Annotated in this window: 17 protein-coding genes; 9 read left to right on the plus strand and 8 right to left on the minus strand. The window is 67.4% G+C overall.

What is annotated here, in order from left to right:
- The 4 genes from IP89_RS01830 to glgA all read right to left on the minus strand — a co-directional run.
- Positions 1-2,466 (minus strand): malto-oligosyltrehalose synthase (locus IP89_RS01830; protein ID WP_043307233.1); only part of this gene is annotated, 2,466 nt, incomplete at its 3' end.
- Positions 2,459-4,516 carry a 4-alpha-glucanotransferase gene (gene malQ / locus IP89_RS01835; protein WP_043307234.1) on the minus strand — a complete coding sequence of 686 codons (2,058 nt, stop codon included), beginning with the start codon at positions 4,514-4,516 and terminating at the stop codon, positions 2,459-2,461. The genes IP89_RS01830 and malQ, both read right to left, overlap by 8 nt.
- The gene (gene treZ / locus IP89_RS01840) at positions 4,513-6,264 is read right to left on the minus strand and encodes a malto-oligosyltrehalose trehalohydrolase (RefSeq protein ID WP_043307235.1); all 1,752 of its coding nucleotides are present in this window, start codon (positions 6,262-6,264) and stop codon (positions 4,513-4,515) included. The genes malQ and treZ overlap by 4 nt, the downstream gene beginning before the upstream one ends.
- Positions 6,264-7,763 (minus strand): glycogen synthase GlgA, encoded by a 1,500-nt coding sequence (glgA, locus tag IP89_RS01845; RefSeq protein ID WP_256203093.1) that lies wholly within the window; start codon positions 7,761-7,763, stop codon positions 6,264-6,266. The genes treZ and glgA overlap by 1 nt, the downstream gene beginning before the upstream one ends.
- 316 nt (positions 7,764-8,079) lie before the next feature.
- Here glgA and IP89_RS01850 point away from each other — a divergent pair, with 316 nt between their 5' ends.
- Complete coding sequence (locus tag IP89_RS01850) at positions 8,080-8,562, plus strand: CinA family protein (RefSeq protein ID WP_043307237.1); 483 nt, start codon at positions 8,080-8,082, stop codon at positions 8,560-8,562.
- Here the strand turns inward: IP89_RS01850 and IP89_RS01855 are convergent.
- Positions 8,559-9,683 carry a mechanosensitive ion channel family protein gene (locus IP89_RS01855; protein ID WP_052080916.1) on the minus strand — a complete coding sequence of 375 codons (1,125 nt, stop codon included), beginning with the start codon at positions 9,681-9,683 and terminating at the stop codon, positions 8,559-8,561. The two genes, IP89_RS01850 and IP89_RS01855, sit on opposite strands and share 4 nt — an antisense overlap.
- Positions 9,680-10,027, minus strand: coding sequence for a hypothetical protein (locus tag IP89_RS01860; RefSeq protein ID WP_043307238.1), 348 nt, complete (start codon positions 10,025-10,027; stop codon positions 9,680-9,682). The genes IP89_RS01855 and IP89_RS01860 overlap by 4 nt, the downstream gene beginning before the upstream one ends.
- Before the next feature lie 234 nt (positions 10,028-10,261).
- Between IP89_RS01860 and IP89_RS01865 the strand changes: the two genes are divergently transcribed.
- Complete coding sequence (locus tag IP89_RS01865) at positions 10,262-10,732, plus strand: hemerythrin domain-containing protein (RefSeq protein ID WP_043307239.1); 471 nt, start codon at positions 10,262-10,264, stop codon at positions 10,730-10,732.
- Here IP89_RS01865 and IP89_RS01870 read toward each other — a convergent pair.
- Entirely contained in the window at positions 10,713-11,882 is a 1,170-nt protein-coding gene (locus tag IP89_RS01870; protein WP_081963137.1) for a carboxylate-amine ligase, read from the minus strand. The two genes, IP89_RS01865 and IP89_RS01870, sit on opposite strands and share 20 nt — an antisense overlap.
- A gap of 113 nt (positions 11,883-11,995) precedes the next feature.
- Between IP89_RS01870 and IP89_RS01875 the strand changes: the two genes are divergently transcribed.
- The 3 genes from IP89_RS01875 to galU all read left to right on the plus strand — a co-directional run bounded on the left by IP89_RS01875 (position 11,996) and on the right by galU (position 15,273).
- Entirely contained in the window at positions 11,996-13,348 is a 1,353-nt protein-coding gene (locus IP89_RS01875; protein ID WP_043307570.1) for an iron-containing redox enzyme family protein, read from the plus strand.
- A 2-nt stretch (positions 13,349-13,350) separates the two neighbouring features.
- Positions 13,351-14,295 carry a class I SAM-dependent methyltransferase gene (locus IP89_RS01880; protein ID WP_371261928.1) on the plus strand — a complete coding sequence of 315 codons (945 nt, stop codon included), beginning with the start codon at positions 13,351-13,353 and terminating at the stop codon, positions 14,293-14,295.
- Between the two features lie 90 nt (positions 14,296-14,385).
- Entirely contained in the window at positions 14,386-15,273 is an 888-nt protein-coding gene (gene galU, locus IP89_RS01885) for a UTP--glucose-1-phosphate uridylyltransferase GalU (RefSeq protein ID WP_052080929.1), read from the plus strand.
- 54 nt (positions 15,274-15,327) lie between these two features.
- Here galU and IP89_RS01890 read toward each other — a convergent pair whose 3' ends face one another.
- Positions 15,328-15,696 (minus strand): Rho termination factor N-terminal domain-containing protein, encoded by a 369-nt coding sequence (locus IP89_RS01890; RefSeq protein WP_043307240.1) that lies wholly within the window; start codon positions 15,694-15,696, stop codon positions 15,328-15,330.
- Positions 15,697-15,831: 135 nt separating this feature from the next.
- Here IP89_RS01890 and IP89_RS23235 point away from each other — a divergent pair, with 135 nt between their 5' ends.
- The 4 genes from IP89_RS23235 to IP89_RS01905 all read left to right on the plus strand — a co-directional run bounded on the left by IP89_RS23235 (position 15,832) and on the right by IP89_RS01905 (position 18,836).
- Positions 15,832-16,017, plus strand: a complete 186-nt coding sequence (locus tag IP89_RS23235) for a PSPA7_2676 family Cys-rich small protein (RefSeq protein ID WP_156114964.1) — start codon at positions 15,832-15,834, stop codon at positions 16,015-16,017.
- Entirely contained in the window at positions 16,008-16,499 is a 492-nt protein-coding gene (locus IP89_RS01895) for an MgtC/SapB family protein (RefSeq protein ID WP_043307241.1), read from the plus strand. The genes IP89_RS23235 and IP89_RS01895 overlap by 10 nt, the downstream gene beginning before the upstream one ends.
- Before the next feature lie 9 nt (positions 16,500-16,508).
- Complete coding sequence (locus IP89_RS01900) at positions 16,509-16,751, plus strand: hypothetical protein (RefSeq protein ID WP_043307242.1); 243 nt, start codon at positions 16,509-16,511, stop codon at positions 16,749-16,751.
- Positions 16,752-16,844: 93 nt separating this feature from the next.
- On the plus strand, positions 16,845-18,836 hold the full coding sequence (locus IP89_RS01905; protein WP_043307243.1) for an alpha-1,4-glucan--maltose-1-phosphate maltosyltransferase: 1,992 nt from the start codon (positions 16,845-16,847) through the stop codon (positions 18,834-18,836).
- The last annotated feature ends 2 nt before the right edge of the window (positions 18,837-18,838 follow it).

Below are 18,838 nucleotides of genomic sequence, written 5' to 3' on the forward strand. Positions count from 1 at the left end.
ACGGGCGAACAGCTGCGGGCGGCCGTGGCGGATGGCCAGCACGCTGGCCAGCAGCCACTGTTTGATGCGCCCATCGCGCCAGTGGCGCAGCAGCTCGGCGGGCTCTTCCAGGCCGCTGAGCGAGTGCATGCGCGCGGCGAAGTCCGGCGGCCGGCGGTTGTCGGGGTCGACCAGGCTGAAGTCCCAGTACTCGGCGCCCTGATACAGGTCCGGAACACCGGGGGCGGTCAGGCGCAGCAGGCACTGGGCAAGGGCGTTGAGCGCGCCGGCCGGGGCGATGGCGTTGGCTTCCAAGGCCAGCTCCTGGCGCAGCTCGTGCCCTTCGGGAGCGGTCAGCAGGCGTTCGAGGAACTGCGCGCAGGCCGCTTCGTGGGCGTCGTTCGGCGCGCTCCAGCTGCTATTCAGTTTGGCCTCGCGCAGCGCCTTGCGCTGCCACTCGAGCAGGCGTTGCAGGTAGCTCTGCAGGCCGGGGTGGTCGTCCGCTGCCAGCTCCAGCGGCCAGCTGCCGAGCAGGGTCTGGTACAGCACCAGCGCTTCGCCGGCGCTGGGCGCGTCATCGCGGCGCAAGGGCTCTGCCAGTTGCTGCCAGTGGCGCACACGCTCGGTGTACCAGGCGGCGTGTTCGCTGAGCACGGCCAGGCGTGCGCGGCTGTCTTCGCCACGTTTGTGGTCGTGAGTGGCGCTGGCCAGCAGGGCGTCGGGAAACTGCTGCGCGCGCTCCTGGCAGAGCTGGTGGAAGTGTTCGACCGGGCGGCTGAAGTTCTCGGCATCGAAGCCCACGTCGTAGCGCGACAGCAGCAGGCCGCTGCGGTAGAAGGCGGTGTCTTCCACGGCCTTGGCCGCCACCGGCGAGGTCAGTTGCTGAAAACGCGCCAGTACTCGGGCACGCAGTCGTCGTGGGCGCCCCGGTGGCAACTCGTGCAGCGGCTGGCCACCGAGCCAGCGGTCGAGGTGCTCCAGCAGCGGCCAGTCGGCCTCGGCCAGGGTCTGGCGCGCGCCCTCCAGGGCCTGCTCGAAGACCCGCTGGTCCTGCGCGGAGCGGCCGGCGCCACCGACATAGGTGCGATAGACCGGGAAGTGCACGATCAGCTCCAGCAGCGCACGGCGGATCGAGCCCAGGGTCAGATCGCGGGTGGCGATATCGTTGCGCGCCACCTGCAGCAGGCCCTGGGTAACTTCCTCCAGATCGCCGGCCAGCGAGCCGGTCAGCACCAGGCGGCGGGCCTCCAGCACTTCCTCGGCGAAGTCCGCCGGGCGTCCGCTCAGCTGCGCCCACAGCTCGCGCAGCGGCTGCTCGCCACGCGGATCATGCTGCAGCAGCGACAGCTGGTTCATGAAGTCGTAGCCGGTGCTGCCGTCCACGCCCCAGGTGCGCGGCAGCTGCTCGTTGCTACCGAGGATCTTTTCCACGTAGATCGGAAATTGCCCGCCGTTCATGGGTTGCGGACGCTTCTGCAGCAGGTGCTCGACGCGCCGGCGCAGGGCCCGGCAGTAGGCGTGTGGATTGGCCAGGCCGTCGACATGGTCGATGCGCAGGCCGTCGACCAGGCCCTGTTCGATCAGCTGGAAGATCTTGCCGTGGGTCAGCTCGAACACCTCCGGGCGTTCGACGCGCAGACCGCCCAGCTCGTTGATGTCGAAGAAGCGCCGCCAGTTGATGTCGTCGGCCGCGGTGCGCCAGCTGGCGACCCGGTAATGCTGGCGTTCGAGCAGCAGGTGCAGGCGCTGCAGGTCCGCGTCGTCATCGCCGCTGTAGCGCTCCAGCGCGCGGGGAATCGCCGCGCCGCCGACTTCCGGGCGGCCCAGCTCGGCCAGTTCCGCGCACAGCTGCGGGGCCTTGCGCCAGGCCTGGGCATCGCCCTGCAGGGCATCGAAGCGCTTGGCCAGGGCGCTCAGCGTCGGGTCATCGGCGCCGCGCAGGATTTCACCATAACTGGGCGGGGTGATCGGCAGGCGGTGCTCGAAGTGCTGGGCGTAGAAGCTGCCGCGCTCGCGGTCGAAATGCAGGGCGATGTCGCCGTTACTCAATGCCTCGCCGTAGTCGCAGCGCAGGAAGGGCACCAGCAGCTGACCGGTCAGCAGCGGGTCGGGCGAATTCCACTGGATATCGAAGAACTTGGCGAAGGGGCTGTTCTGCCCCCATTCCAGCAGGTCCAGCCACCAGGGATTGGCGTCGCCGCCGACGGCCATGTGGTTGGGCACGATGTCGAGGATCAGGCCCATGTCGCGGCTATGCAGGGCCTCGGCCAGGCGGATCAGCCCCGGTTCGCCACCCAGGTCGGGGTTGATCCGGGTCGGGTCGACCACGTCGTAGCCGTGCATCGAGCCCGGCCGCGCGGTGAGCAGCGGCGAGGCGTAGATATGGCTGATGCCCAGGCGCGAGAAATAGGGCACCAGCGGCACCGCGTCGTGCAGGGTGAAACCCTGGTGAAATTGCAAGCGCAGGGTGGCGCGCAGATCAGCCATTGCCGGTCTCCCGACGCGCCGCATCGAGGCGGCTCAGGCGCTGATGGGTATCCGGCTGCTCCAGCAGTTCACGGGCGGGCAGGGCATAGCGCCGGCGCCAGTTGGGGTGGATGTCGCCGGGGCCAGGCAAGTTGGGCTGCTCGTCCTGGGCGGTGGCATCCTCCAGCGGCAGCAATACCAACGGCGCCGGGGTGCTGGCCAGGTAGTCGATGCAGGCGTTCAGGCGCTCTTGCGGGTTATCGGCGGCGTGCTGCCCGCCGCGTTCGCTCAGGGCCTGCTGCAGGGCTGCGGTTTCGCGCTGGCGCTCGGCGCGGTCGTCGGCCTCGCGCTCCGGCTGGCTATGGCCGGCGCGCAGGCGCCAGTCGATATCGCGCCCGACGAACCAGCCGCCCAGGCTCGGCAGGTCGTGGGTGGTGCTGGTGGCCAGGGCATCGCGTGGCCAGTGCTGCGGCGCGATGAAACGGCCGTCGTGCTGTTCGAACAGCAGCACGCGCATGCCGAGGATGTTGCGCCGCGCCAGCTCTTCGCGCAGGCCGGCGGGCACCGTGCCGAGGTCTTCGCCGATGACCAGCGCGCGGTGGCGATGCGACTCCAGGGCCAGCAGGCGCAGCAGGTCCTGCAGCGGGTAACGCAGGTAGGCGCCGTCCTGCGGCTGCCCGCCCCGTGGAATCACCCACAGGCGCTGCAGGCCCATCACATGGTCGATGCGGATGCCGCCGGCATGCGCCAGGTTGGCCTGCAGCATCTCGATGAAGGCGCGGAAGCCATGGCGGCGCAGGCCCTCGGGGGAGAATGCGGCGACGCCCCAGTTCTGCCCGTTGCGGTTGAGGATGTCCGGCGGCGCGCCCACGGTGACGTCGCTGAGCAACTCGGTCTGGCGCGTCCAGGCCTGGCTGCCGGCCGCGTCGGCGCCCACCGCCAGGTCGGCGATCAGGCCGATGCCCATGCCGGCGCCGCCGGCCACGGTCTGCGCGCTTTCCAGACCGTGGGCGATCAGCCATTGGCCGAAGGCGTGCAGGCCGACTTCGTCGGCATAGTCGACGGCAAAGGAGCGCACCGCCGAACCATGCGGATCGCGCAGCGCCTGGGGCCACTGGCGCCAGTCACCGGATTCGCCACAGCGCAGCATGTGCCCGTGCAGGGCCTCGAAGCGGCAGTGTTGCAGCAGGGCGTCGCCGCCGGCGTCGCAGAAGGCGACGAAGTCACCGAGCAGGGCGCCGTCGAGAATGCGGAAGTCGCGGTAGAGCTGACTGAGCAGGCGGTGCCGCGCTTCGCTCACTGCCGGCCAGTCGATCAGTTCGAGGCGTTCCAGGCGCGTCATTTCATCCTGCAGGCCGCAGCTGGCGATGGCGCGGCTCACCGCCTCGCTCCCCAGCAACTGGGCGGGCGCTGCGTGCAGCACGTTGAAGAACAGCCGGCTGGATGGTGAATAGGGGCTGTAGTGGTCGTGCGCCGCGGCGAACATCGCGTGCACCGGGCTGATCGCCAGTGCATCGGCGCCGAGATTGGCGGCGTGGCGTGCCAGATTCTCCAGGGCGCGGGTGTCGCCCAGGCCGCCGTCGCCATGCCGGCGCAGGCCGTACAGCTGCGCGCTCAGTCCCCAGGCCCGTGGCTTGCCGCACAGTTCCTGCACGCTGCGGCAGGCCGTGGGGGCCACCGCCAGGGTCAGTTGCGCGGCGCCGATCTCCAGCCGGTAGTAGCCAGGGTGTTCGGGCGAGGGCAGGTCGGCCTGGCCGTCGAGGTGGCCGCTGAATACCTGACCGTCCTCGCGCGTCAGGCTGTAGGCGGTATTCGCCCCGTGCCCTGGCAAGCGCAGCTGGCCGCCCAGTTCCATGGTCAGCAGCGTTGGCATCAGGGCGGCGTGCTCGCGCTGCTGCAGGGCTTCCAGGCTGTCGCGGATCTGCTGCTCGCTCTGCGCCGGATGGCCGAGTGACTCCAGCAGACGTCGCTGCGCCTCCGGGCTGACCCGTTGCGCTCGGCCGTTGGCATCCACCCAGTCGATGTCGATGCCCGCGGCGTTGGCCAGTTCGGCCAGCAGAGCATCGCTCATGGCGTCACCTCCAGGGTGACCAGCGCGCTGCGCGCGGGCAGCAGGCCGCGGCGGTATTCCTCGTCATTGATGCGGTAGGCGCACAGCGGCTCGGCGGCCTGGGAGCGGGCGCCGGTCTCTATTGCGCTGTCGCCCAGGTTGAGGTCGATGCGCAGCACCTGGCCATTGCCCAGGCGCCAGCTGGCGATCAGCGCGCCAGGGGCCAGTACCTCCACGCCGATCGAACGAGCGCCGGGTAGCCCTGGAGCCACGTGAATCTGGCGCAGGCGCAGCAGGCGTCGGTGGAAGCTCAGCCATTCGCGCTGGCGGGGCTGGGCCACAGGATCGAGGTCGGGGCGCGAGCGCTCGAAGCTGGCGACGGCGTTGGGGTCGGGAATGCGCTGCAGCTGGGCGGGATCGGCGAAGCGCGAGAACTCGGCGAACTCGCTGCGGCGGCCGTCGCGCACGGCTTCGGCCAACTGATCGTGGTAGTCGGTGAAGAACAGGAAGGGCTGGATCGAGCCCCATTCCTGGCCGATGAACAGCAGCGGCACCATCGGCGCGAGCAGCTGCAGCACGGTGGCCGCCTTGAGCGCGTCCTCATCGGCCATGGCCGCCAGGCGCTCGCCGAAGGCGCGGTTGCCGACCTGGTCATGGTTCTGCAGGAACAGCACGAAGGCGCTCGGCGGCAGGTCACCGCTGGGCTCGCCACGCGGCGTGCCGTGGCGGTTGGCCTGGCCCTGGTAGACGAAGCCCTGGCTCAGGCAGGTGGCGAGCTGGGCGGTTGGGTCGCTGGCGAAATCGGCGTAGTAGCCCTCACGCTCGCCGGTCAGCAGCACGTGCAGGGCGTTGTGGCCGTCGTCGTTCCATTGCGCATCGAAGCCGCGGCGCAGCAACTCGGCGCGGTTGTGCTCGTTCTCCAGCACCAGGTGCACGTGGCGGCCCGGTGCCACGGCACCGCGCACGCGCTCGGCCAACTCGATCAGGAAACCGTCGTCATCGATGGCGTGCACCGCGTCCAGGCGCAGGCCGTCGGCGCGGTAGTCGAGCAGCCACATCAACGCGTTCTCGATGAAGAAGTCGCGCACTTCGCGGCGGCGGAAGTCGATGGCCGCGCCCCAGGGCGTCTGCCGATCTTCGCGGAAGAAGCTGCTGGCGTAATGGCCGAGGTAGTTACCCTCGGGACCGAAGTGGTTGTAGACCACGTCGATGAAAACCATCAGGCCCTGGCCGTGGGCGCTGTCGATCAGGTGTTTGAGGTCCTCGGGGCTGCCGTAGCTGCCGTCCGGGGCGAAGGGCAGTGCGCCGTCGTAGCCCCAGTTGCGCCGGCCGGGAAACTCACCCAGCGGCATCAGCTCGATGGCGGTGACGCCCAGTTGCGTCAGGTGCGGCAGCAGCGTCTCGATGCCCTGGAAGCCGCCGCACAGACCTGCGTGCAGTTCATAGAGCACGGTTTCGTGCCAGGGCCGGCCCTGCCAGCTCGGGTAGCGCCACTCATAGGCCTGGTGCTCGACCACGCGGCTGAAGCCATGTACATCGCCGAACTGACGGCGCGACGCCGGGTCCGGCACGCGCTGCTCGCCATCAATGACGAAGCGGTAGGTGCTATCCGCCGGGCAGGCCAGCTCCAACTCGAACCAGCCATCGGCCTGTGCCTGCAGCGGGTACAGCGAGCCGTCCTGGGCCTCCAGCTGCACCTCGCGGCAGTCGGGTGCCCACAGGCGGAACAGCGTGCGCTCCTGCAGGCGCTGGGCGCCGTGGCGATACATCACAGCGGGTCCGCCGCCATCGCCTGGGTGGCGCCCAGCAGTTGCTGGTAGAGGCGATCGTAGGGCTCCACCGAATCCTGCCAGCACAGCGGCGCCGCCATGGCCCGGCAGCGCATGGCATCGAGCAGTTCGGGGTGGCGATAGACGTTGAGCGCGCGCTGCACGGCCTCCAGATAGCTCTCCTCGGTCGGCTCGCGGAACAGGAAGCCGGTGACGCCATCCTCGATGGTGTCGGCTAGGCCGCCGGTGCGGCGCGCGATGGGTAGCGAACCGAAGCGCTGGGCGTACATCTGGCTGAGGCCGCAGGGTTCGAAGCGCGAGGGCATGAGCAGGAAGTCGCTGGCGGCGAAGATGCGTCGTGCGTCCGTCTCGTTGAAGCCGATATGCACGCCGATGCGCCCCGGATGGTGACGGCCCAGCTCGGCCATGGCGGCTTCCAGTTCCGGCTCGCCGCGCCCGATCACCGCCAGACGGCCACCCTGGGCAACGATTTCCTCGGCAACGCTGCGGGTCAGGTCGATGCCTTTCTGCTGGACCAGGCGCGAAACCACGGCGAACAGCGGGCCGTCGTCGGCATCCAGGCCGAACATGCGCTCGACGTACTCGGCATTGGCGCGCTTGCCCTGCCACTGGCGCATGCCGAAGCCCTGCACCAGATGCGAGTCGCTGCGCGGCTCCCAGCTCTCGTCGATGCCGTTGATGATGCCGCTGAGCTGGCCGGCATCGACCTTGGCGCGCAGCATGCCGTCCAGGCCGCAGCCGAAGTCGGGGGTGGTGATCTCCTCGGCGTAGGTGTGGCTCACCGTGGTCACGTGGTTGGCGTAGACGATGCCGGCCTTGAGGAACGACAGCTTGCCGTAGAACTCCATGCCGTCGCTGCCGCAGGCGTCGGCGGGAATGCCCAGCTCGGCATTGCTGGTGATCTCGCACAGGCCTTGATAGGCCAGGTTGTGGATGGTCAGCACGGTCGGGCTGTTGACCTGGCGCCAGGCCATGTAGGCCGGCGCCAGGGCGGCTGGCCAGTCGTTAGCGTGGACCAGCTCCGGGCACCAGCGGATGCAGGCGGTACCGCTGGCGATCTCGGCGGCGGCCAGGCCCAGGCTGGCGAAACGGATGTGGTTGTCCGGCCAGTCGCGGCCCTGGGTGTCGCCGTAGGGAGTGCCGTCGCGCTCGTACAGCTCGGGATTGATCAGCACGTAGACGATCAGGCCGTCGGCCAGGTCCATGCGCCCGATCTTGCACGGCGGCAGGGCAGCCATGCCGCTCACTTCGCCGACGATGCGAATCTGCTGGCCGCTCTCGAGTACCTGGCGGTAGCCGGGGATCAGCACACGCACGTCGTGGTAGGCCTGCAGGGCCCGGGGCAGTGCCGCGGATACGTCACCCAGGCCGCCGACCTTGATCAGGTCGGCGAACTCGGAGCTGACGAAGAGGATGCGCTTCTTCTGTTCACGCAGGCTCTCGACGTGCAGTTGGGGATGTCGCGGAGCTTGATTCATGGCGTGTGAGTCGATGCGGGCGGTCACTGCAGCGTTTCCCATGGCGTTCTCCCTGTGAGATGAGGCGGCAGTCGCCGCAGCGCATGGGGTTGTGAGCAAGGCAAGCTGGCCACGCCGGCGAGATGGCCGACTGGCGTCGCCTGCTGGTGAACCGACAACCCCATACTCTTTCCCTGAGTGGCGGGCTTGGCCGAAAGTTTCGACTTTTTTTGTGCTGGGAGCCGTCTGGCCCGCGGGGCGGGAAACTTGAACTTTGCGCGCGCGGGAGCCTCCCCCTTAGGGCAAGAACAGAGCCCGTCGCAGAGAGGTCGAGCAGATGCAAAGCGTCGTACAGGTCGTGAGTTTTCTGGAGAAATACCACCTGACCCTGAGCACCGCCGAGTCCTGCACCGGCGGTCTGATGGCTTCGCTGATGGCGGAGATTCCCGGCAGCGGCGGGGTGCTCGACAGCGGTTTCGTGGTCTATTCGCCGGAGGCCAAGCAGATATGCCTGGGCGTCAACCAGATGACCATCGAGCGCTTCGGCCTGACCAGCGAGGAAGTGGCGCGCGAGATGGCCCTCGGCGCCTTGAAGATGGGTCATGCCGATATCGCCCTGGCCAACACCGGACTGGCGGAGGCCGATGGGTCCATGGATGGCGTGCAGTGTTTCGCCTGCGCCATGCGCGTCAACGATCACGAGGGCGTGATCAGCGAGACGTTGAAGTTCGAGGGCGAACGCAACGAGGTGCGTTATGCCGCCGCGCGCTATGCGCTGTTGCAGCTGCCGTATTACTACGAGCGGCTGCGCATTCTCTAGACGGGCGGCTGGCGCTCGGCCTCCACCACATTGCCCTCCGGCTGCTGCTCCACCAGGTCGATGCCCGAGGCGCTGCCCACCGAGGCGCGCAACTGCGGCAGGCAGCCGGGGTACTGGGCGCAGATGAAATTGACCAGGTTCTCGCGCAGGTAGCAGCGCAGGTCCCAGTTGCGCGACGAGTCCAGCGAGCTGACCAGTACGCGCAACTGGATGGCGCGCTCGCCGGCGTCCACCACCTGCAGCACGCTGACCCTTCCATCCCACAGATGCCGGGCCTCGCCGCACAGGCGCTCGAGCTCCTTGCGCAGCGGCTCCAGCGGCGTCGAATAGTCGACCCAGAACACCACCGCGCCGGTCAGCGATGAGGTGCGCCGCGTCCAGTTCTGGAACGGGTGCTCGATGAACCACTGCAAGGGCACCACCAGGCGGCGGTCGTCCCAGACGCGCACCACCACGTAGGTGCCGGTGATCTCTTCGATGCGCCCCCATTCGTTCTCGACTATGACCACGTCGTCCAGGCGGATCGGCTGGGTCAGGGCGATCTGCAAGCCGGCTATCAGGTTGCCCAGCACCGGCTTGGCGGCAAAACCCACCGCCAGTCCGGCCAGGCCGGCGGAGGCGAGCAGGCTGGTGCCGAACTGGCGTGCGGCGGGGAAGGTCATGAGCATGCAGGCGGCGCCGAAGATCACCACGAACACGCTGAGGGTGCGCACCAGCACGCGGGTCTGGGTGTGGATGCGCCGTGCCTGCAGGTTGTCGATCACGTCTACCGGATGGCGCGCGACTATCACCCGCTGGATGGCATCGGCGGCGCGCAGCCCCAGCCAGGTGAAGGCGGCGATCATCGCCAGCGATACCAGGCGCCTGGCACCGTCGATCAGCAGCAGGTCATCCGGCGCGCTGCTCACCACCATCTGCACGCCGAACAGGGGGATCAGCAGGCGCAGCGGGTCACGTGCGCGTTGCAGCATTTCGGCGGCGAACGGCAATGACTGGGCCAGTCGCACCAGCAGGCGTAGCGCCCAGTGCATCACCAGGCTGGCGATGAGCGCGACCAGCAGCGCCACCAGCAGGGTGCGGGCCTCCGGCCAGGGCAGCAGGTCCAGCCAGGCGTCGATCATGGTTTGTCCTCCGCTAGCCGGGCGAGCAGTTGGTTGATCGGCAGCAGGAGCAGCCCGAGGGCGAACCAGAGCACCAGCCCCGGCAACAGCTGCCACCCATTGATGCCCGGCTCGATCAGCGCCCACAGCCCGGCCAGCACGATCAGCAGGGCGTAGAACAGCAGGGCTTCACTGCGGCGCAGCAACAGTGGAACTCCGCCGAGTAGCAGGGCCAGGCCGCAGTAGAGCGGCAGCAGTGCCGGCTGCATCTCGGCATGGCGCAGGGCCGCAGCGATCAGGGCGATACCGCTGAGGGTCAGCAGCAGGCCGAGAGCACGAGCCAGCAGCAGTAGACCACCTGCCACGCCTAGTGCCTCAGGCCGTTGCTGCGCTTGGCTGTTGGGGGTGAGGCGTGGCTGAACATGGGCGGCTCCTTCTGTCCGTGTCCCTCCCATAGAAGGCCGCTGGCGCGGCATAGTTCAGGGAAATGGGTTCAGAAAAATGGCCCGAGCGCATGCGAGGCGAACTCGATCGCGGCCCTTGCAGTCACTGCTTATGTCCGCCTGCGGACCCCATGACCGTATAGCCTGGAGAACACCATGAATGCCGTAGAGCTACTCAAGCAGGATCACCAACTGTTCCGCCAACTGCTGGAAAAACTCACCGCCACCACCGAGCGCGCGGTGAAGACGCGCCGCGACCTGATCGCCCGCCTGCAACTCGAACTGAGCGTGCATACCGACATCGAGGAGACCATCTTCTACCCGGCCATCCAGAAGGCCGGGGGCAAGGAAGAGGCGGTGATGTTCGCCGAGGCCAAGGAAGAGCACCGCACCGTCGATGCGCTGGTATTGCCGGACCTGTTCAAGACCGCGCCGTCGTCGGTGTCCTTCTCCGGCCGCGCCAAGGTGCTCAAGGAACTGCTCGATCACCACCTGGAAGAGGAGGAGAGCGACATGTTCCCCAGGGCCGCCGAACTGCTGGGCAAGCAGAAGCTGGAAGAGCTCGGCGCGCAGATGGAAGAGCGTCGGCGCAGCTTGAAGCAGACCCTCAGCCGCCAAGCGGCGTAGCGGAGGCGAGAACCTCCTGGGGCGAGCGGGGCGCGGCGGTCTGCACACGAGCCGTTTCCTCGAGCAGGCTGTCGACCACTGCCTGCTGAGCCTGCCGCTCGCCCAGCCCGGCTGCCTGCGCCGTTCGTAGCACCTGGCGTTGGCGTTGGGCGCTGCCGCCCTCACGCAGTATTCGTTCAGCCTGGCGGAAGCTTTCGGGCGCTGCTTGCGTGCCGACCAGGCGTTCGAGCTGTGCCAGCCACTCGCTGGCGCTCACCTCGCCGTGGCCTTGCGCATCGAGAAAGCGGGCGCTGCAGCCCAGGCGCCTGGCCCGCCAGTAGTTTTCCTCCAACAGCAAGCGCTGCAGGCCGCCCAGCGCGTCATCCTCGGCATCCAGCGCCCAGGCCACCAGGGCGCGGAACAGGCCAGCGATGCACAGCGCGTCTTCCACCAGCGGGCAGGCGTCGGCGATGCGCAGCTCCAGGGTGGCGAAGCGTGCCGAGGGGCGGATGAACCACCAGATATCACCGCGCCTCTGCAGCGCGCCGGCGGCCAACAGCAGGCCGACGTAGGCATCGAAGGATTGCTGATCGGGCAGCGGTTCAGGCAGGCACATGCGCGGCCACTCGCCGCAGAGGCAGCGACGATAGCTGGCCATAGCGGTGTCGCGGCCACCCCAGAACGGCGACGAGCAACTCAGCGCCAGCAGCAGCGGCAGCCAGCCGAGCAGGCGATTCATCACCCGCAGCCGGTCGTACTCGTTGGGCACCCCGACATGCACATGTAGGCCGGACACCAGGCTGCGTTGGGCGATATCACCATGGTCGGCGAACAGCTTGCGGTAGTGCGGCGAATCACTGGGCAACTGTTCGCGCCAGTCGGCGAAGGGGTGGCTGGCGGCGCCCAGCAGGCCGATGCCGTGGCGGCGGGTCAGCGAGTTCAGGCGTTGCCGCGAGTTCTGCAGCCAGGCCCGCCCTTCATCCAGGCTCTCCAGGATGGGGCTGACCAGCTCGAACTGGCTCTGGAACATTTCCTCGGCCAGGCACAGGCCGAATTCCTCGCGGCAGGCTGGCAGCAGGGCGGCGGGTGGCTGGCGGACGACGTCGCGGCTGGCCAGGTCGACCAGCAGGAACTCTTCCTCGATACCGAAGCTCAGGGCGTGTTGTGGCATGGCGTCCTCCTGTTCAAGGGACGGACGGCGCCAGCCTGGAGTTCATCTCGCAGGCGGAATCTTTGTGCGGCCAGGGCACTCCCAGTGATAACAGCCAGGAAGCCAGGAGCATGATGAGCCCGACCAGCACACTGGCCGCGGTGGCTTGCCGCCCGGTACGCGATACCTATGAGGCGCTGTTGCAGGCGCAGCCCGACACGGCCGCCTTGGCGCGCGCTGCAGACTTTCTCGACACCCAGCTAGCGCTGGCCGAGATGTTGCCCTGCGACCTGCCGGCGGAGCCCTGGCAAATGCTCAGCTGGGTACGCGTGGAGGCGCGGCGCACTACCGAGGCGTACGCGAGTTACCTGGAGGAACGCAAGCAGGGTGCGCCGCGCCGCTACTTCGGCAATCTGTCCCATGCCCTGTATTTTCTGCGCGCCGTGGCGCCGACCAAACTGGTGGACGGCGCCTGGCTGCACGGGCTGTTGCCGCACTGGCAGGAGACGCGCCTGCAGCCGCTGATCCAGACCTATCTGGAGGAGCTGGGTAACGGCGTGCCGGCGCAAAACCATGTGCTGCTGTATCGCCAGCTGCTGGCCGAGAACGGTTGCGAGGAACTCGGCGGGCTGAGCGATGCGCACTATATCCAGGGCGCCCAACAGCTGGCCCTGGGGCAGCTGGCCGAGCGCTACCTGCCCGAGCTGATCGGCTACAACCTGGGCTACGAACAGCTGCCGCTGCACCTGCTGATCTGCACCTACGAGCTGCGCGAGCTGGGCATCGATCCCTATTACTTCCAGTTGCACGTGACCATCGACAATGCCAGCTGCGGCCATGCCCAGCGCGCGGTGCAGGCGCTGCAGGACAACCTGCCGGTGGTGGGGGATCGCCAGGCCTTCCTGCAGCGTGTCAGCCAAGGCTACCGGCTCAATCAGCTGGGCCTGGGCAGCACGCGGGTGATCGCGGATTTCGACCTGCAGCGCGAGCTAGTGGCGATGCTCGAACGCAAACGGCAGATCGCCGGCATGGTGCATTCCGACCATTGCCGGCTCGAAGGCCGCACGATCAACCAGTGGCTGGCTGTGCCGGGGAACATGCCCGGCTTTCTTGCGGCGCTGCAGGCGCGCGGCTGGGTACGCCGCCACCAGGACCCGGGCGACAGCCACTTCTGGCGCCTGGTCGACGGCTCTCGCGCGGCCATGTTCGGCGTGTTCAGCGCCTATGAGCGGCAACTGCTGCACGACTGGATTGCCGGGGATTGGCGGCCCGCCGAAGCGGCGATGTCGTTACGCCGGCAGCGCTCCAGCGAACCGGCCGAAGCGTTGGGCGACCTGGCCAGCGAGGCGCGTGCGCTGCTGGCGCAGCTGGAAGGGCTGGCGCCAGCACAGCGCGCCCAGCAACTGATCCAGCTGATGACCCCGGCGTTGCACCACAGCCCGGCCGGGCTACTGGCCACCCGTCTTTTCTCTGCGAGCTACTGCTGACCATGACCCGCCTCAATCGCCCGTTGCTCCACCTCGGCCAGGCGCTGCACGCCCGGGCCTACCGCTTCACCAGCGTCACGCCACTCACCCAGCAACGCGTCAACGCGCGGCCGCAGAGCGCCTGGGCAACCGATCTGGCTGGGGTATTCGGCTGGAGCCGGCCGTTCCAGCGCGACACGGTGGGCGAGGAGCTGTTCGGCCTGATGGAAGGCGCCGGGGTGCTGCGTGAGCTGGAAGGCGGTTGGCTCAGCACGGTGCGCTGGTCCAGCCTGGATGACGAGCTCTACGTGCACTCGTGCTATCCCACGCTGCAGGCCGATGCGGTGTTCTTCGGTCCCGACAGCTACCGTTTCGCCCAGGCCATCGGGCAGCACCTGCGTCAGCATCAGCCCGAGCGGTTGCATCGGGTGCTGGATATCGGCTGCGGCGCCGGGCCGGGGGCGCTGGTGGTGGCGCGGGCGTGCCCGGCAGCGGAGGTGCTGGCCGTGGATATCAACCCGCTGGCCCTCGAATACACCGAGGTCAACGCGCGGCTGGCCGGCATCGGCAATCTGCGTACCCTGCGCAGTGATCTGCTGGCCTCCATCGGCGGTCAGTTCGACCTGATCCTCAGCAATCCGCCCTACATGCTCGACCCGCAAGGGAGGGTGTACCGCGACGGTGGCGGGGAGCTGGGTACGGGGCTGGCGCTGGCGATCATCGACGAGGCACTGGCGCAGCTGGCCCCCGGCGGCTGCCTACTGCTGTACACCGGCGTGGCGATGGTCGCCGGGCGCGATCCGCTGCTGGAGTACTGCAAGAACACCCTGGCCGAAGGCGACTTCCTGTGGAGCTATCGCGAGATGGACCCGGACGTGTTCGGCGAGCAGTTGCTCGAGCCTGGATACGAGGCGGTGGAGCGCATCGCCGCTGTGGTGCTCACCGTCACTCGTAGCTGGCGCGAGTAGGGCGACGGGGCTTGCGGAAAAATCACTTGAACCGCCGAGCAACGCAGCGAGTCAGCAATGTGTAATTGACTCGACTCGGTGATGACCAAGATGATCAAGAAATGCCTGTTTCCCGCAGCTGGCTACGGTACCCGTTTTCTGCCCGCCACCAAGTCGATGCCCAAGGAGATGCTGCCAGTGGTCGACACGCCACTGATCCAGTATGGGGTGGAGGAGGCGTTCGACGCCGGGCTCGACCAGATCGCCATGGTCACCGGGCGCGGCAAGCGCTCGCTGGAGGACCACTTCGACATCAGCTACGAGCTGGAGCACGAGATCAGCAACACCGACAAGGAGCACGCGCTGCGTGGCATCCGTCGGCTGATCGACAACTGCACCTTCTCCTATACCCGGCAGATCGCCATGAAGGGCCTCGGCCACGCCATCCTCACCGGCCGCCCGTTGATCGGTGACGAGGCCTTCGCCGTGGTGCTGGCCGACGATCTCTGCCTCAATCCGGGCGGTGACGGCGTGCTGATGCAGATGGTCAAGCTGTACAACCAGTTCCGCTGCTCGATTGTCGCCATCGAAGAAGTGCCGGCGGAAGAAACCGGCAAGTACGGCATCATTTCCGGCGAGGCGATCCGCCATGACATCTTCCGTGTCGACAAGATGGTGGAGAAGCCCAAGCCCGAGGACGCGCCGTCCAACCTGGCGATCATCGGCCGCTACATCCTGACCCCGGACATCTTCGACCTGCTGGAGAAAACGCCACCGGGCAAGGGCGGCGAGATCCAGATCACCGATGCGCTGATGAAGCAGGCACAGCAGGGCTGCGTGCTGGCCTACAAGTTCCAGGGGCAGCGCTTCGACTGTGGCTCAGCGGAGGGCTACCTGGCGGCCAGCAATTTCTGCTTCGAGCACTTCTACAAGACCCGCAAGGAGCGCCAGCTAGCTCTGGTGAGCAAGGAGCTGGAGCAGGAAGCTACTCCGGCCTGAGGTCAGCAGCCCCATCGTCTGGTAGTCGATGGGGCATGCCTGCTGGCGAGACCATCAGCGCAGCGCGGCGAGCAGTTCATCCTTGCGCATGCTCGAACGGCCACGAATCTCGCGCTTGCGGGCGAGCTCAAGCAACTCCTGCTTGCTCATTAGTTCCAGGCGGTGACCTGGACGCGGGGTACCCTTGCGCGTGGCCACGGCGCGGCGCGCCGAGGATTTGCGCGCCGCCTGCTTGGCTGGCTCGCTGGTGGTTTGCCCCGAGCCGCCTTTGCGTTCACCGCCGCCCGATTGCTTGTTCACCGTGGCCCAGGCCCGGGCTTCCGCCTCTGCCTCGGGCACGCCCTTGGCTTCGTAGCTCTCTTCGATGTGTTGCGCCTTGCGCTTCTGTTTCTCGGTGTACTTGGCTTTGCTTCCGCGTGGCATGGCTGTTCTCCACTGGCGCCGCGACATGCGGCCTGTTCTGTAGAGAAGCGCCGCCCTGGCGTTAGTTCGAATTTTTCCCAAACCTTAGGCCGAGCGCCGCAGTCACTCTCTAGAGAGTCTAGAGAGTGAGCTGCCATGACCCTGTTATGTCTGATCTCCGGTTGCCAATGGCTGCGGGCCAGCGCCAAGGGCCGGCGTTTGGGTGGGCGCACCTTGCTGCACGAATGCTGCAGCCGCTGCGGCACTCGACGCTTTCGTCACCCAGTCGATGAGTCCGTGCTGTTCAGCCTGCGTCCGCAGCCGGGGCGCCAATGGAGCTGAGTGATTACCTGGCTGCCGCGCTGCGCGAGGAGTTCGCCGATTTCGGCCAGACCCAGCAGATGCTCAGCGCCGCCCTGCGTCTGATGATGGCCGCGTTGCTCGGCGGCCTGCTTGGCTTCGAGCGTGAGGCCAAGGGCAAGGCCGCCGGCCTGCGCACGCACATGCTGGTCACCCTGGGCGCGACGCTGTTCGTCATGCCCCTGCAGCTAGATGGTGCGGAACACGACGCGCTGAGTCGCGTCGTACAAGGTATCGCGGCCGGAATCGGCTTTCTCTGCGCCGGCACCATCCTCAAGGGTGATCGCAGCAGCCAGATCAAGGGCCTCACCACCTCGGCGTCGCTGTGGTTCAGCACCGCAGTCGGCATCACCGTTGGCCTGGGTTACGAGGGCACGGCGCTGCTGGGGGTGCTGTTCGCGCTGATCGTGTTGCACACCCTGCCGCTGATCGAACCCTCCGACAAGAAAACGCCTCCGCACTGAGGACCCCCCATGTTTCGCGAGTTCGAACACTGCACGGCCTGGACCGACTCCATGTACAGCGGCGCCGGTTTCGTCGGCCTGATCGAGTACCAGGCCAAGCGCTATGACGGCCAGGTCATGGTGCTCTGGGTCTTCGATCCCAACTGCGTCTGCGAGCGCGAGGCCGAAAGCGCCGCCGAGCGCATGCTGCAGGCCATTCTCGACATCCACCCGGAGCGCGGCGTGCTCTACGCCGATGGAGTCCCGCTGTAACGCAGCCTGAACTTTTGCCGGCGCGCCGGGCTCGGAAACTCCAGGGCATTCGCCCCAGTCATCTTCCTTCCAGACTCGAGGAGCCTCGTTGCGATGCAATCGATTCGCCACGCAGAAGCCCTTGGCAGTGCCAGCCGCGCCGCCGCCTCCGCGCGTATCGCCATCGAGGCGGTGCAGCCGCAGATAGAGAACGGGCGCTTCGCCGCCAAGTGCCTGGAGCATGCAGCGCAGGCAGTGAAGGCGGTGATCTTCACCGACGGCCATGACCAGCTCGCAGCGTCCCTGCTCTGGCGTGCCCAGGGTGAGCAGCAGTGGCATCGCGAACCGATGCGCGCACTGGGCAACGACCAGTGGCAAGGCTGGCTGGTGCCGCAGCGTTGCGGGCTGATCGAGTTCATCATCGAGTCCTGGCAGGACATCTATGCCAGCTACCAGTACGAGCTGAAGAAGAAGTACGCGGCAGGCGTGTCGGTGGTGCTGGAGCTGCAGGAAGGCGAGCAGCTGGTCCGCAGCATCGGCGCGGAAGCGCCGGCGGTGCTGGCCGAACGCTTCGTCGAATTGCTGGCACGCCTGGCCGACTGCCAGAGCGCTGACCAGCGAGTAGCATTATTGCTCGATCCGACCACCGGCGATCTGCTGCGGCGCGCCGAGCATCGCCCGCATCTGGTGCGCAGCGCGGTCTACCGCCTGGATGTGGACCGCCAGTTGGCCCAGTTCGCCAGTTGGTACGAGCTGTTTCCGCGCTCGGAGAGTGGCGATGAGCAGCGTCACGGCACCTTCCGCGACGTGCAGCGGCGCCTGCCAGACATCGCGGCGATGGGCTTCGACGTGCTGTATTTTCCGCCCATCCATCCCATCGGCCGTACCCATCGCAAGGGGCCGAACAACAGCCTCAAGGCCGCTGAGGGAGATCCCGGCAGCCCCTACGCGATTGGCGCCGAAGACGGCGGGCATGATGCGGTACATCCTGAGCTGGGCAGCATGGAAGATTTCCGCGAGCTGGTTGCCGCCGCCCGGCAACATGGCCTGGAGGTGGCGCTGGACTTCGCCATCCAGTGCTCGCCCGACCATCCCTGGCTGAAGGCGCATCCGGGCTGGTTCAGCTGGCGTCCGGACGGCAGTATCCGCCACGCCGAGAACCCGCCGAAGAAGTACGAGGACATCGTCAACGTCGACTTCTATGCCGAGGCTGCGGTGCCCGACCTGTGGATGGCGCTGCTGGAGGTGGTGCTGGGCTGGGTGGAGCAGGGCGTCACCCTGTTTCGCGTGGACAATCCGCACACCAAGCCGCTGCCGTTCTGGGAGTGGCTGATCGCCGAGACCCGGCACCTGCATCCGCAGGTGATCTTCCTCGCCGAGGCCTTCACCCGCCCGGCGATGATGGCGCGCCTGGGCAAGCTCGGCTTCGCCCAGAGCTACACCTACTTCACCTGGCGCAACAACAAGCAGGAACTGGCCGAGTACTTCACCGAACTCAACCAGTCGCCCTGGCGCGAGTGCTATCGGCCGAACTTCTTCGTCAACACGCCGGACATCAATCCGTATTTCCTGCAGCGCTCCGGGCGCCCCGGTTTCCTCATCCGCGCCGCGCTGGCCACCATGGGTTCGGGACTGTGGGGCATGTACTCCGGCTTCGAGCTGTGCGAGGCGGCGCCGGTGCCGGGCAAGGAGGAATACCTGGACTCGGAGAAGTACCAGCTGCGTGTGCGCGACTACCACGCGCCGGGCAACATCGTCGGCGAGATCAGCCGGCTCAACCAGATCCGCCGCGACAACCCCGCGCTGCACAGCCATCTCGGTTTCCAGGCCTACAGCGCCTGGAACGACAACATCCTGTACTTCGGCAAGCGTACTGCTGAACGCGACAACTTCATCCTGGTCGCCATCAATCTCGACCCGCACAACGCCCACGAGGCCAGCTTCGAACTGCCGCTATGGGAGTTCGGCCTGCCCGATGACGCGGCGCTGGAGGGCGAAGACCTGATGAACGGCCATCGCTGGACCTGGCACGGTAAGGTGCAGTGGATGCGCATAGAACCCTGGCACCTGCCATTCGGCATCTGGCGCGTACGCCCGGTGCGCTGAGA

The organism is Pseudomonas sp. ML96, from assembly GCF_000761545.1.
Lineage (GTDB): Bacteria > Pseudomonadota > Gammaproteobacteria > Pseudomonadales > Pseudomonadaceae > Aquipseudomonas.